The organism is Candidatus Chloroploca asiatica, from assembly GCF_002532075.1.
GTDB classification, from domain to species: Bacteria; Chloroflexota; Chloroflexia; order Chloroflexales; family Chloroflexaceae; genus Chloroploca; species Chloroploca asiatica.
Genome location: NZ_LYXE01000083.1, coordinates 63139 through 76608, shown reverse-complemented (window position 1 = coordinate 76608; position 13470 = coordinate 63139). Strand labels below are relative to the sequence as shown.

Genomic DNA, 13470 nt, shown 5'->3' with positions numbered 1-13470 from the left:
ATGCCAACGGCATTCTGAATGTCAGCGCCAAAGACAAAACTACCTGCAATCCATTTCTCATCGGGCAAGATTTGCTATAATACACGTATGGCAAAGATTATGGTTGCGATGAGTGGCGGCGTTGATAGTTCCCTGACAGCCGCGTTGCTCCACGAACAGGGCCACGAGATCATCGGGGTGACGATGCATCTCTGGGATGACGACGATGAGCGCATGGCCGAGAGTCTCTGTTGTTCCCAAGAGATGACCGAGAGTGCGCGGCGAGTCTGTGCTCAGCTTGGCGTGCCCTATTATGTCTTTAACTATCAGCGTGAATTTCGACGTCACGTGATTGACTATTTCGTGCAAGCGTATACCCAGGGGTATACGCCAAACCCGTGTCTCGAGTGTAACCGCGAGATCAAGTTCCGGGCACTGCTTGACCGTGCGCATACCCTTGGGTTTACCTATGTGGCAACAGGCCACTATGCACGGCGGATTGAGGAACAGCTTCCCGATGGGAGCCTACGCTATGCGCTTGCGCGAGCAGTTGATCGCGACAAAGACCAGTCGTATATGGTCTATATGCTTGGGCAGCGCGATCTGGCGCACCTCTTCTTTCCGCTCGGTGAGTTGACCAAAACTGAGGTTCGTGCAATGGCGGCAGCACGCGGCCTGGCGAGTGCCGACCGCCCCGAGAGCCAGGATATCTGTTTTGTGCCCAATGGGGATTATCGCAATTTGTTGCGCGACGAGGTTCCCGAGCAACTGACCCCAGGACCAATTGTGGATCTGATGGGGCGGGAAATAGGGCAACATCAGGGTTTACCCCTCTATACCATTGGGCAACGGCGCGGCCTAGGCCTGGGAGGCGGTCAGTTGCTCTATGTGGTCGAACTAGATGTCGCCCGTAATGCGCTGGTTGTAGGCCCTCCTGAAGCGATTCTGCGGGATCGGTTTCTGGTGGATCGGCTCAACTTTGTTAGCGATGTGCCCCCACCGTCGCCATTTAGCTGCCAGGTACAGGTACGGGCACACGCCGACCCGGCCCCGGCTGAGGTTACCCTGCTGGGCGATGGACGGATGGAGGTACGGTTACAGGCACCCGTGAAGGCGATCACCCCGGGGCAGGCAGCCGTCTGTTATGATGGCGACCGGGTCATTGGCGGGGGCCGCATTGTACGTACACTGAAGGAGACCCGCCCCGAACGTCAGGCAGAGCCCGACGACAACCAGGGAGTGAGCCTGGTATGACCGGATGGGCACCAGCAACACTGCTTATCCTGTTGCTCGCCACGGCCTGCGCAGGTCTGGCGCATGTTTTGCTGGGGAAACGCTGGCGTCAGTTGCCGGTCTTCTGGTTGACCGCTTGTGTCGGATGTTTGCTTGCCTATGGCCTCGGATGGCGCTTCCCTCTGGATCTGCCCGCTCCGGCAGGCGTGCCTGTGCTTGAAGCGGTGCTGCTGGCATGGATCTTGCTCATAGTTGTTTCACGTCTGAGGGTGTGATATAATCCGCACCATTGCCGTCCCTGAACACCGCATTGGAAAGCTGCCACGAAGATCCAGGCGTCCTGTTACGTCGCTGATAGCGGAGGAGCGCTGTGTTAAAGTGGGTAGGAATTGGCTTCGGAATAATCATGCTGGGGTTGATCGCACTGATTGTTGGTCTGGCCTTGGCCCCAGTAGAGATTCGCCAAGCATTTCGTGATATTTTCATTGTATTGCTTGGCCTGTTCACCCTGGTCGGGGTGATTTTGATGATCGCGGTGCTGCTCGGTTTGTTCTATATCCTCAACCGGATCGACCGCCTTGCCCGTGGTACGCTGGTACCAAAGGTTGATGAGTCGATCGTCAAACTGAATGAAGTACTTGATAGTACCCGCACGCTGGCGAATAATGTCCGCGACTCTTCGGCAACCGTGACGGGATCCACAACCTTCGTGGCCGAACGCGTGGTTTCACCCGTGATTCGCATTGCCAGTCTGGCCACGGGTGTCCGTGCTGCGGCAACCACCCTGGCACGACGTGGTGCGCCCGAGAGCATCGCCGAACAGATCGCAGCTCAGCAAAATGGCGACCTCAATGGCACCCAAGGCAGATAGAGCCGGATGACGACGACGATGATAGCGGCGATGAAGCAGCACGACAGATACCCAGCAGCGCGTGTGAGGGTAGGATTGTGGTACGTGGATCATGAGCGATAAGACCTTTTCATATGGCGGTCAGGCGGTGCTCGAAGGCGTTATGATGCGCGGACGGCGTCTCGCGAGTGTGGCCGTGCGACGTTCCGATGGCAGTCTGGCGCTAAAGCATATCCCGTTGCCACCATCCGCTAGCGCAGCCTGGATGCGGTGGCCGATTGTCCGTGGGTTGGTGGGGCTCCGGAGTGCCTTTCTCGTTGGGAAAGAGGCGCTTGATTTCTCGGCTACCGTGACGAGCGAAGAGCACGAAGAAGATCTGTCACCGTTAGTGCAATGGATCATCTTGCTGGTGGCGCTCACGGTGGGGATCGGGCTCTTTGTCGTTGGCCCATCGCTCATTGCAAATTATTTCGCCCAACGTGGCGCACCAGTCCTGGTACGTGAGATCATTGAAGGGCTGATCAATCTGACACTCGTCATTTTGTACATTTATGCCATCAGCCGGCTCTCCGATATTCAACGTGTGTTTGGCTATCATGGGGCCGAACATAAAGTAATCAATGCGTACGAAGCTGGTGTGCCACTCACGGTCGAGGCAGTGCGTCCGTTCAGTCGGATCCACCCGCGCTGTGGGACAAGTTTCCTGGTGATTGCCGCCATCATCGGGTTTGTGATCTTCCTTGCCGTCAGTGGCTTACCGCTGTTGCCACGCATTGGGGCACGGATTGTGCTCATTCCCCTGGTTGCGGCAGTCGCATTCGAAGTGATGCGATTTGCGGCTGCACACTACCATCGGCCCTGGGTAAGCCGCCTGCTTATGCCAGCCCTCTCGACGCAATACCTGACCACACGCGAACCAGATGATGCGATGCTTGCTACCGCGATTGCAGCCCTTTTGCCAGTTCTGGCTGCCGATGGGGTACCCGTCAATGAGACGCTTGAAGCCGAACAACCACTGGCTCAGGTGGTATATTGAACCCATGATATGCCCCTTCTGGCGTACCTCGGTCGCCTGGATCCAGACCTCGTTTGCCTCACGTAGCGGCTCCGGAGGGTAGTAGTATGGCACTGGTAGGCAACCTTCGCGATTTTGGCCTCTCTGATTTTCTCTATCTAGTTGATCGTGGCTATAAAACGGGCGGGCTCCATCTTGCCTATCAGCACGAGATGGCCTTGCTCTTTTTTGAACAGGGCAAGTTGCTACTGGCTGTGCGGCGGCCCGAGGATGTCCAGGCGTCCTTGCTGGTGCGACTGGGGGTGTTGACGGCAGAAGAATTGAACCGCGCTCGTTCAGGGCTTGCGATGAGCGCTGATGGAACCACGCTTACCCAGGTCATCGTGGAAGAACAACTGGTGCCCCGGGAACGTCTGCAACGGGCTTTGCAGGGGTTTACGGAAGAGGCAGTCTATGGGCTGTTTGCCTGGCCTGAGGGTGAGTTTCGCTTTGAACAAAACCAGCGGCCAGCGCACGATACGCCCGTCATTCCTATGCCTATCTCGGTCGATCATCTGATTATGGAAGGTGTACGGCGGATTGATGAATGGGGACGCATTAAAGACCGCATTCCTTCGACCGATATGGTGGCACATTTCCTCGAACAGCCACGAGAGCACCTCAAAGGTGTGAAGCTCTCAACGACCGAGTGGCGGCTTTTGGCACGGATCAATGACCGTGATACACTCGCTGAACTAGCGCAGAAGACAGGCATGAGTGACTTTGAAGTGTGCCGGATGGTCTACGGTTTTCTGACGACCGGTCTGGTCGAGGTGCAGCGCAAACCCAGGCCCACAAGCCGGGGGCCTCAACCCGCAGAACTCCCCAAAGTCAAGAAGAGTCTGGTCAACCGCATTATTCATCGCATTAAAGATATGTAAAACCCGATGTGCTTCAGCCAGGGCACAGCACCATAGCGGAGGGCTGGCGTGCAGACTGTAAAAATGGTTGTTACCGGGGCCGTGAACGCAGGCAAGACTGAGTTCATCAGGTCAATCAGCGATATCGAAGTGGTCTCGACCGAACGCCGGGCGACTGATGATACCAGGATGATCAAACACGAGACCACGGTCGCGATGGATTTCGGGCGCATTGCGATTGCTGATGATTTGGTGTTGCACCTGTTTGGGACACCAGGGCAAAAGCGATTTGATTTTATGTGGGAGATTCTGTCAGAGGGGATGCTTGGCCTTATAATCCTGGTGGATAGTACCCGGCCCGAGACATTTCGTGAGACGAATCGCATTATTGATTTTTTTGTTTCCTTCCGCGAGACACCGTTTGTGATTGCGGCCAACAAACAAGATCGGCCCAACGCCTGGGCACCCGATGAACTGCGCCTCGCTCTACGCCAGCCAGCCCATGTCAAGATTTTACCGTGCGTGGCCTCGGATCGTGCGAGTGTGAAAAATATTTTGCTTGAGTTGCTCTATGTTATTCAAGAAAATAGTGAGGAAGCATAATCCCTCAGCGTAACCGCACTAAAGTTGCGGTTACGCTGAGGGATTATGCTTGAGGGCAGAGAGCTTTAGCGTTACCGCACGGGAACCCAGCGCACCTGATCAAACCAGATGATGCCGCCATCGCTCGCAACGGCCCCAAGTTGGACATAGCCCTGATCACCGGCGGCAAAGGGGAACTGGCCCAGGTGAACCCAGCCAGTCTGCGAGCGTTGGTTGACAACAATTTCGTTGACACCATCGCGGTGCCCGACAATATACGCTGCCGTTGTCGTTGCGGACAGGCGTTGCGGGCAAACCGGGACATGCACAAAGAGATCGTAGGCGGCCTCGATGGGCAAATTGGGTTGCCACCGCGCGACCGTTGCGTTCTCGGGGTTCGAGGTGGTACGTGACCAGTAAGCGTGCAGGTTGGCCCCGCAGCGCATCGCGCTCGCACTCAACAGCGCCGTATTGCTCCAGAAATCGCCATCAAGCTCATCAACAAGATGCTCACTTGCCTCGGGATTGCGGAGGGGACGGCCATTGGCAGGATCCTGACCCATCCAGAGGAAGGTGGCTTCGACTTCGGCCTGGTCGCCAACAATGCCGAGATCCTGGATCCATGCGCCATCGCCGACATCAACAGCGGTGGGAAAACGGACATAGCCCTTTTCGGCACGGCCGTTGTTGTAGCCATCATAGTAGGCGGCGTGATCCATTGGCCAGCCCCACTGGAGATCGGGGAAGCCGGTACGCTGAGTCGCCCAGTAGTCATCACGCGTATTGTACGGACCAACATCGTAGACCGGCACGACGGTGCTGCGGCCGCGATAGGTCAGACGTACCTGATACTCATTGCCACCCCGACTCGAGAGCGAACTCCATGAAGGAAGCGAGACAAAGCGGGCATTGGGTGGAATGATATAGCCATTGGCAGTACGGCCACCAACCATGCCCTGACGCGTAGCCCGGACACGCAAAGTCGGGGCAACCGCATAGGGGTCGACCGGGGTTGCCTCAACAGACGCCGCCCGACTCGTGAGCTCAAGGCGCACATCGCGCACCACAGGGGCACTGAACTGGCTGCCGGTGAGCGTCAGGCGATACTGCGCATACTTGATCGGCTGGCGAAAATCAATGACGTCACCAGCGGCAAGATCCACAACCCAGGGCTGCCAGCGCTGCCCATCGAAACCGCCGCGCACATCAACACGAACGGCAGATCCAGACGGAGCCTGAGCCGCATAGGTGAGTTGCAGACGGGTCACAGGCTGGGCAAAGAAGAGTTGTTCAGACGTGAGGGTACCATACCGATCAACGTGAGAAAGAACGGCAGGTGAAGGGAGCGACGTTTCAATGAGGGTAACCGAACCGTCTCCCTGGCTCAGCACGCCATCGAACTGAGCAAGGCCGACGGCGGTCTGGTGCGGCCTGGCACCGGTTGATCCCTGGGCCTGGGTGAGGGTTACGGAACCAAAGAAGACCATGATCAAGAGGGCCCAGACAAAGCGTAACCACAGCATGGGGGTTCGTATTGATCGCAATAAGACCTCCTGTTCTACGTTCATGGTAGAAATCACGAACAAGGTGACATCGTTTTATTATACCACACGCTGCGAAAAGGTTGGCAGAAGCTGTGCTTAATGATAATTTGACGCAAAGGCGCAGAGATTCAGAATAGGTGTGGGGCTCAGCTTGAGGCCACGGTAGTTGCGATGACCCTGGTGGCACCGGCCTTGTGGAGAGCCTGGGTAACCGTTGAGCGCTGGTCGGGCGTGACAAGGGCAAACATAACCCCACCCCAACCTGCCCCTGAGAGTTTGGCACCGAGGGCACCAGCCTGGCGTGCAGCCGCAACAAGATGATTCAACTCGGGTGAGGAGACGCCGATTTCTTGGAGAAGCGCCTGATTTTCGTTGAACAGCGCACCAAGTTGCTGCTGGTCACCCTCGGAGAGGGCGGTACGCACCCGATGGACGACCTGTCCAATGGCAGCAAAGAACGCCTCGTAGCGTGGGGGATCAGCCTGCCAGGCTTCGCGCACCGCACCGACAGGCAAGCGGGTCATGCTCCGCACACCCGTATCACCGATCACAAGGTGGAGCGGAGCGTTCATCACCACCGGCTCAATCGTTGCCGTGAAGCCCTGCGCAGCAGGGGTAAGGTGGCGCACATACCAGATAGCCTGCTCGTGCGCAACCACCGTATTATCAATGCCACTGGGCGTACCGTGGAACCGACGCTCACTGGCATAGACAAGGTCGGCGATCTGGGCCGGGGGGAGCTCCTGATCAAACCAGGCGGCCAGGGCACGGACGAGCGCCGTACCAATCGCGGCGCCACTGCCCATACCGCTAGCGAGCGGAATCTCGGCATGCAGCCTGAGCACCAGATCAGCCTGCGTAATACCGAAGGAGGCGAGGAGAGCCAAGGCCAGTTCGCTAAGCGGATGCTCAGGTTTGACATGAGCATCCCAGGCCTCGCCAAGATCAGGTGCCACAAAAGAGAGCCCAGAACCGGGGGTACCAGCAGAGACCTCGGCATAGGCACGCAGATCGCCAAGGGGTACAGCCAGCGCGGGTTGACCATAGACAACCGCGTGCTCACCGCAGAGAATCAGCTTGGATGGAGCAGACTGGATCAGCGCACTTACTCCCATTCAATCGTAGCAGGTGGTTTTGACGAGAGATCATAGACAACCCGATTGACTCCGGGAACCTCATTGACGATACGACTACTAATCGTAGCGAGCAATTCGTGAGGCAAACGCGCCCAATCGGCGGTCATATAATCTTCGGTCGTAATCGCACGCAGGGCAATCGTATCGGCATAGGTTCGTTCATCGCCCATCACCCCGACACTCTGGACCGGCAAGAGCACCGCAAAAGCCTGCTGGGTTGCCCGATAGAGGCCAGCGGCGCGCAACTCGGCCAGAAAGATCGCATCGGCCTGGCGCAGCGTCTCGAGGCGGGCAAAAGAGACCGGCCCGATGACCCGCACCGCAAGACCAGGACCGGGGAACGGATGGCGCCAGACCCAATCTTCAGGCAAACCGAGTTCAAGACCAGCCGCACGCACCTCGTCCTTAAAGAGATAGCGCAAAGGCTCGACCAATTTCATCTGCATGTCAGCGGGCAAACCACCGACATTATGGTGCGTCTTGATCGTCACGCCCTTGGTACGATCGGGGGCACGCGACTCGATCACATCGGGATAGAGGGTCCCCTGGGCAAGAAACCGCACGTCACCGAGGCTACGGGCCTCGCGTTCAAAGATGCGAATAAACTTCTCACCAATAATTTTGCGTTTGCGTTCAGGATCGGCGACGCCTTCGAGGGCAGCGAGGAACTCCTCGCGGGCATCCACAGCCACAAGGGGCACCTGCACATGCTCGCGGAACGTTGCAATAACCTGTTCAGCCTCACCCAGGCGCAAGAGGCCATTATCAACAAAGATACAGGTCAGACGTTCACCGATGGCACGATGGATAAGCAACGCAGCGACAGCGGAATCAACCCCACCCGAGAGGGCACAGATCACACGTTCGTCGGGGCCAACCTGCTGGCGTACCCGCTCAACCGCCTCGGCGACAAACGCGGTGGGGCGCCACGAGGCTTCGGCACCACAGATATGAAAGAGGAAATTACCGAGCAACGCCTGGCCGTGGGTGGTATGGACAACCTCGGGATGGAACTGAACCCCATACCAACGACGGGCATCATCACCCATGGCAGCAAAAGGCGTCGCAGGATTCGCCGCGAGCGCACGAAACCCAGGGGGCAGGGCCTCGATCCTATCCCCGTGACTCATCCAGACCGGCTGTTCAGCGGGAAGGCCAGCAAACAGAGGATGCTCCTCGTTGCGCGTAATCATGGCAGGGCCATACTCACGTGCATCGGGGCGTTGCACCACACCACCGAGGGTATAACTCATCAACTGCATGCCATAACAGACCCCAAGGGCAGGCAAGCCCGAGGAAGGCAACCAGGCCGGCAGCGACGGCGCATCAGGCGCATAGACACTAGCGGGGCCACCAGAAAGCACAACCCCGATAGGATTGAGGGCGCGCACCTGCGCTTCGGACGCATCGTGGGGCAACAACTCGCTGTAGACCCCCAACTCGCGGAGGCGGCGAACAATCAACTGGGCTGTCTGCGAACCAAAATCGAGGACAGGGACACTCTGATTTGACATGGTTTTGAGAAAAGAGGCAAAGGCCCCAGAAGGGGGCCTTAACCAGATGAAATCAAGCGCAACTGCGGACGCACAAAGGTGAGCACAACGTCATTGGAAGAAGCCTTTTTATCCCCAGGCTGCGGAGTTAGAAAATCCGGTGTAATCACCACAGAATTATCGCCACCAAAACGATTCGGCACATACGCATCAGCGTTCCAGTCATTGTGCCACTCAACCCCATTGACGAGGTACCGATACTGATACGAACGACCTGCTTCAAGCTCAAGCGTCGCTATCCAGCCATTCTCGGTCAAGCGAAGCGGCGTTGCCTGCTCGTCCCAACGGTTAAAGTCACCAACGACATAGATTGTATCAGCCCAGATCGAGGCAGGCACCACAAACGTAACCAGCACACCTCCATGACGGCCCGGTCGCTTGGTAATCATGCGCTAACTCCTTTGTCGCGCTGCACCAACGTCGCTGTCGGCGCGTATCGGTGGGATTATAGCATATTCCTGGGGGCTGCGCCCCCAAGAATATGCAGTTTACAGGGCTACGCTATACACATAAGCTCAGCCCCCACGACGCCAGCGACGCAAAAGATCCATGTAGAAATCGTCAGGGAGCGGCTGTCCATCAAGGCCCTGGTGGCTTGCGCGTGCGATCCCGGTGCTTTCCGGCCATTCGTTCCAGGTTTCAATCAAAAGCAGATCGGTCGCGGGGGGCACAGCCGCAAGACTAGCGCGGAAGAAGGCCCCGTTGCGCCGCGGGCCACCGCCAGGCGGCTCATCACGGGGTTGAAAGCGGGGATCGGTGATGCCAACAATGCGGCGGTTGTCGAAACCCGGACCAACGCTTGTGACCGAGAAGTTCCGCAGCGTGGCTGTCTGTGGGCCATGCAACGCCGTGCCCCAATGGTAGCGACCATCAGCGACTAGTTCAAGTGGCTGAAGCCCCTCGCCGGGGGCAAGGGCCTCGGGGGTAAACCAAGTCTCTTCGAGGATAAGCCAGGGCTCGACGCCAAAATCGGCGCGAAAAGCCGCTTTCACCGCATGCCAGAGTTCACCTGCAAGGTAGAGTTCATCACAACAGAGGGCGGTATAGGTCACAATGATCGGACGGCCCTGCTCGGTGGCCCACATCTCACGGGGAATGCGCTCGAAAAAGCCTTTGATGTGCAGATCATAGAAGAAGTAGCCGCTACGTGCATCGCTGAGCGGCATACGAGGAATCGTTGGGCCAAAACGATAGCCATCCGCGACAAAATCGTTGTACATGGCCTGCTGAGCCGTGGTATCGAGAAACATACCGATAGCCAGTGGCTCTTCGAGGATGCCATTGGCCTGAACAAGGAGATCGAGACGATCCTGGCGAAACCAGGGATGCGGATGATCCCCCCAACTCACTGGCAAGATAAGATCAAAGCCAACATCAACAAGATCCCGTAGCTCGCCTTCAAACCAATCATAGTTGATCGACGAATAGGCCAGGCCATCGCGGGGATCAGGATCGTCAGGTAACGGTGTCAGCCAACCCGGAGGGATCGCCGTCAATTCACTGGCATCACAGGCACGCTCAGGGCAATGGTACCAGTAGAAAAAAAAGGTTCCCATGCGCTCGGGCTGGGCGTGTGGCGTCGGCACCGGAAGCGTGCTCGTCGGCAAGAACGCAGGTGAAAGCGGAGCCAGGGTTGCGGTGGGCTGAATTGGCGGTGCTGAGACTGGTTGCTCGGTCGTACGGCTACAGGCAGTGAAGCCAAGGGTAGCGACGAGCAACCACACCAGCAAGGAAACGCGGCGGATCATTGGGTCTCGGGATCAGGTTTCGTACCGCCGCGCCCACTCCGGCGGCGACGGCGACGCGGCGCTGACGCAGGAGGCGTTTCGGTAGCAGGCTCGGCGGGGGACGCAGCGCTAGATACGGGCGGCGGCGGAGAGGCGGCCCGGCGTGGCGACTTTTTGGGAGGCTCAACCGGTGTCTGGGCTTGATGAGATGGTGGAGCAGCGCGCGGCGTAGGGCGAGCCGCGGGGGTACTATCGCGGAAAGGTGACTCAAAGTCATCTTCGAGCAACTCGAGATCGTCAAGGAGATCGTACTGATCAATTTCATCACGGAGCTTGCGGCGGTCATGGCGTTCAGGGGGGCTGGTACGACGTTGCTGGGCTGCCGGGGTAACACCTTCGGCATTACGCGCACGAGCCGTGGCCGCAACCTGGGTTGTGGCAAGCTCAATCTGATCCATGCCATACGTCTCTTGGATCCCACTACCAACGAGCTGAACAACCAACTGTTGTTTAAGCACCTGCTGAGCAACAACCTCACCGGGGCCATCGGGGGTTTGCACCCACGTCCCTTTGCGGGGCAACTCGGCACGCATCGCCACATACTGCTCGTGTTCATACGAAAGGCAGCAGAGCAGACGCCCACAGACCCCACTGATCTTCGAAGGATTGAGCGGCAGATCCTGATCTTTTGCCATCTTGATACTAACCCGGGCATAATCAGGCAAGAAAGAGGCACAGCAGAGCACACGGCCACACGGGCCAATACCACCAAGCAAACGGGCCTCATCGCGAGGACCAATCTGGCGCAACTCGATCCGGCTCTTGAAGGTACGAGCGAGATCGCGCACGAGCAAGCGAAAATCAACCCGTTTTTCAGCGGTGAAATAGAACGTCAGGCGCGACCCATCAAAACTATACTCAGCCTTGACGAGGCTCATCGGCAAGCCGTGTTCACGCACCTTCTCGGTACAGCGTTCAAGCACCTCACTGTGGCGCGCCTGGAGGTCGCGGAAGCGTTCGAGATCAGCAGATTCAGCGCGGCGCACAACTGGCTTGAGTTCACCAACAATCTCATTATCGGGAACTTCACGACGCTCATAGGCGACACGTGCTAATTCCAGCCCACGCACCGTCTCAACAATCACCGGTTCACCAACTTGCAACTCGAACTCTTGCGGATCAAAGTAGTAAACTTTACCACTATCCTTAAAGCGAATTCCTATCACGATTGGCATACAAAGACTACTATCTAGTCAAAAAAACAAGCTTCCAGATGCGCAAGCGGCGATCACTCGGCGTGCTGACTCGTCTCACGGGGTTTCAGCACTTTGAAGGCTCGAACGCGCTGTTGCTTGCCTTTGAGCTGCAACTCGCCCATCGCCTGAAGATCGAAGTGATGGCACACCATATCAGCAGTATCCTGACCAATAAAGACCGAGCCAGGCTCGGCGGCCCCCTCGAGACGCGAGGCCGTATTCACGGTATCACCAATGGCCGTATATTCAAGACGATGGCGCGTGCCAAAAAAACCAGTGTACGCCATCCCCGTATTGACCCCGATCCGGATGGCAAAGGTACGCCCCGAGATTGCCCTGCTCACAAGACGGCGCTGGGCGGCCTGCATTTCGAGGGCAGCAGCGACCGCACGAAAGGCATGCTGATCGTCCTCGGGTTCATCAGGCAAGCGTGGCGCACCAAACACAGCCATGATACCATCTCCAATATATTTGTCTACGGTACCATTGTAACGAAAAATGACATCCGTCATTTCATGGAGATACTCATTGAGCAGATCTTGCACTTCACGAGGGGAAAGTTGTTCAGCAAGGGAAGTAAAACCCTTGATATCAGCAAAGAGCACCGAGACCTGCTGTTCCTGAGCCTCCCAGAGTTTGCCATGCTGGGCAACATAGCGAGCAAGCGCATGAGCCACATTCGGCGAAAGAAACCGTTCAAGGTTCTGGCGGAGCTGCCCCTGGTGGCGCAACTCTTCGGTGAGACGAGCGCGTTCGAGCGCAACGGCAGCAAAATTAGCGATAGCAACAACCAGATCGCGTTCACGCTCACCAAACTGATCACGCCCGGCGGCATCAAGTAAAATGATGCCTATGGCACGTCCCTGGAGCAAGAGGGGCGCACAGATAGCCGAGCGCATATTGGCACTGATAATGCTATCGGCCTCGGCAAAATCAAGCCGGGCGTCACGGGTCAAAATCGCCTCGCGGGCATCAATCGCCTTACGGACAATCGTACTGGAAATAGCGACATCACCTGTACCGACAGGTAACACAACCCTGGGCACCAATTCATCATCTTTGCGCAGTAAAAGCAGACCGCGTTCAGCCGGAACAACCTGGAGCACCTCTTCCATCACCAGATCAAGCAACTCGCGAAAATCGAGCACCTGGTTCAACCTGATCCCGATCATATAAACGGTCTGGAGATCGGCAGGTTCAAGGGGAATTTCGTGGGCTCTAACCGTACGGCCATCCGACGCAAGGGGATAATAACGCTGATCGTCGAGGAAGACACTCTGGACGGCCCGATCTTCAAACTGAAGTTCAAAAGGGCCCATGCCAATGATATCGCCATCGGTGAGTTGCTCTTCCTTGACCCGAAGGCGATTAACCGTCACCCCATTGCGGCTATCGAGATCTTTGACCCAGACCTGACGCCCTCGCCACTCGATGCGTGCATGCTTTCGGGAAACGATCGGATGATTCAGGACAATGGCATTATCTAACTGGCGACCAATCGAGAGTCCGCCGGGGGCAACGGCAAAGGTACGAAGTTCATCATGTAAGGTGACGGTAATGCGGGCCATGCGAGACTCCGGGCTGGCGAACGACGGCAGCCATGGTTGTGCCCCGATCAATCCTGGAGACCTATGGCATGCATCACAGTGTCGGCTGGCACATTGCAACAAACCTGGGTCTATTATAGTCCGCCCCG

Annotated in this window: 13 protein-coding genes; 6 read left to right on the top strand and 7 right to left on the bottom strand. The window is 57.2% G+C overall.

Going from position 1 to position 13470, the window contains the following annotated elements:
• Positions 1-87: 87 nt before the first annotated feature.
• The 6 genes from mnmA to A9Q02_RS09925 all read left to right on the top strand — a co-directional run bounded on the left by mnmA (position 88) and on the right by A9Q02_RS09925 (position 4579).
• Positions 88-1233, top strand: coding sequence for a tRNA 2-thiouridine(34) synthase MnmA (gene mnmA / locus A9Q02_RS09950; RefSeq protein WP_097652485.1), 1146 nt, complete (start codon positions 88-90; stop codon positions 1231-1233).
• Positions 1230-1487, top strand: coding sequence for a hypothetical protein (locus A9Q02_RS09945; protein WP_097652483.1), 258 nt, complete (start codon positions 1230-1232; stop codon positions 1485-1487). The genes mnmA and A9Q02_RS09945 overlap by 4 nt, the downstream gene beginning before the upstream one ends.
• 95 nt (positions 1488-1582) lie before the next feature.
• Complete coding sequence (locus A9Q02_RS09940; protein WP_097652482.1) at positions 1583-2083, top strand: hypothetical protein; 501 nt, start codon at positions 1583-1585, stop codon at positions 2081-2083.
• Positions 2084-2174: 91 nt separating this feature from the next.
• Positions 2175-3098 carry a DUF1385 domain-containing protein gene (locus A9Q02_RS09935; protein ID WP_097652481.1) on the top strand — a complete coding sequence of 308 codons (924 nt, stop codon included), beginning with the start codon at positions 2175-2177 and terminating at the stop codon, positions 3096-3098.
• An 86-nt stretch (positions 3099-3184) separates the two neighbouring features.
• Complete coding sequence (locus A9Q02_RS09930) at positions 3185-3997, top strand: DUF4388 domain-containing protein (RefSeq protein WP_097652479.1); 813 nt, start codon at positions 3185-3187, stop codon at positions 3995-3997.
• A gap of 48 nt (positions 3998-4045) precedes the next feature.
• On the top strand, positions 4046-4579 hold the full coding sequence (locus tag A9Q02_RS09925) for a GTP-binding protein (RefSeq protein WP_097652478.1): 534 nt from the start codon (positions 4046-4048) through the stop codon (positions 4577-4579).
• 71 nt (positions 4580-4650) lie between these two features.
• On the opposite strand, the gene A9Q02_RS09920 is transcribed toward A9Q02_RS09925, so the two are convergent.
• From A9Q02_RS09920 to A9Q02_RS09890, 7 genes are all read right to left on the bottom strand, one after another.
• Positions 4651-6081: a golvesin C-terminal-like domain-containing protein gene (locus A9Q02_RS09920; RefSeq protein ID WP_097652476.1), complete on the bottom strand. Its 1431-nt coding sequence runs from the start codon at positions 6079-6081 to the stop codon at positions 4651-4653.
• A gap of 167 nt (positions 6082-6248) precedes the next feature.
• The gene (gene mvk, locus A9Q02_RS09915) at positions 6249-7217 is read right to left on the bottom strand and encodes a mevalonate kinase (protein WP_172450850.1); all 969 of its coding nucleotides are present in this window, start codon (positions 7215-7217) and stop codon (positions 6249-6251) included.
• The gene (gene guaA / locus A9Q02_RS09910) at positions 7208-8752 is read right to left on the bottom strand and encodes a glutamine-hydrolyzing GMP synthase (protein WP_097652474.1); all 1545 of its coding nucleotides are present in this window, start codon (positions 8750-8752) and stop codon (positions 7208-7210) included. Before guaA ends, mvk begins: the two co-directional genes overlap by 10 nt.
• Positions 8753-8790: 38 nt before the next feature.
• The gene (locus A9Q02_RS09905) at positions 8791-9180 is read right to left on the bottom strand and encodes an isoamylase early set domain-containing protein (protein WP_097652473.1); all 390 of its coding nucleotides are present in this window, start codon (positions 9178-9180) and stop codon (positions 8791-8793) included.
• 126 nt (positions 9181-9306) lie between these two features.
• Entirely contained in the window at positions 9307-10539 is a 1233-nt protein-coding gene (locus A9Q02_RS09900) for a DUF5010 domain-containing protein (RefSeq protein ID WP_172450848.1), read from the bottom strand.
• Positions 10536-11753: a PSP1 domain-containing protein gene (locus A9Q02_RS09895; protein WP_097652471.1), complete on the bottom strand. Its 1218-nt coding sequence runs from the start codon at positions 11751-11753 to the stop codon at positions 10536-10538. Before A9Q02_RS09895 ends, A9Q02_RS09900 begins: the two co-directional genes overlap by 4 nt.
• Before the next feature lie 53 nt (positions 11754-11806).
• Positions 11807-13342, bottom strand: coding sequence for an adenylate/guanylate cyclase domain-containing protein (locus tag A9Q02_RS09890; protein ID WP_097652469.1), 1536 nt, complete (start codon positions 13340-13342; stop codon positions 11807-11809).
• Positions 13343-13470: the final 128 nt, after the last annotated feature.

Excerpts from the sequence above, each read along its gene's own strand:
- guaA (WP_097652474.1), bottom strand. The coding sequence starts at position 8,752 with ATGTCAAATCAGAGTGTCCCTGTCCTCGATTTTGGTTCGCAGACAGCC.
- A9Q02_RS09905 (WP_097652473.1), bottom strand. The coding sequence starts at position 9,180 with ATGATTACCAAGCGACCGGGCCGTCATGGAGGTGTGCTGGTTACGTTT.
- mnmA (WP_097652485.1), top strand. The coding sequence starts at position 88 with ATGGCAAAGATTATGGTTGCGATGAGTGGCGGCGTTGATAGTTCCCTG.
- A9Q02_RS09930 (WP_097652479.1), top strand. The coding sequence starts at position 3,185 with ATGGCACTGGTAGGCAACCTTCGCGATTTTGGCCTCTCTGATTTTCTC.
- A9Q02_RS09890 (WP_097652469.1), bottom strand. The coding sequence starts at position 13,342 with ATGGCCCGCATTACCGTCACCTTACATGATGAACTTCGTACCTTTGCC.
- A9Q02_RS09935 (WP_097652481.1), top strand. The coding sequence starts at position 2,175 with ATGAGCGATAAGACCTTTTCATATGGCGGTCAGGCGGTGCTCGAAGGC.
- mvk (WP_172450850.1), bottom strand. The coding sequence starts at position 7,217 with ATGGGAGTAAGTGCGCTGATCCAGTCTGCTCCATCCAAGCTGATTCTC.
- A9Q02_RS09945 (WP_097652483.1), top strand. The coding sequence starts at position 1,230 with ATGACCGGATGGGCACCAGCAACACTGCTTATCCTGTTGCTCGCCACG.
- A9Q02_RS09895 (WP_097652471.1), bottom strand. The coding sequence starts at position 11,753 with ATGCCAATCGTGATAGGAATTCGCTTTAAGGATAGTGGTAAAGTTTAC.
- A9Q02_RS09900 (WP_172450848.1), bottom strand. The coding sequence starts at position 10,539 with ATGATCCGCCGCGTTTCCTTGCTGGTGTGGTTGCTCGTCGCTACCCTT.
- A9Q02_RS09920 (WP_097652476.1), bottom strand. The coding sequence starts at position 6,081 with ATGCTGTGGTTACGCTTTGTCTGGGCCCTCTTGATCATGGTCTTCTTT.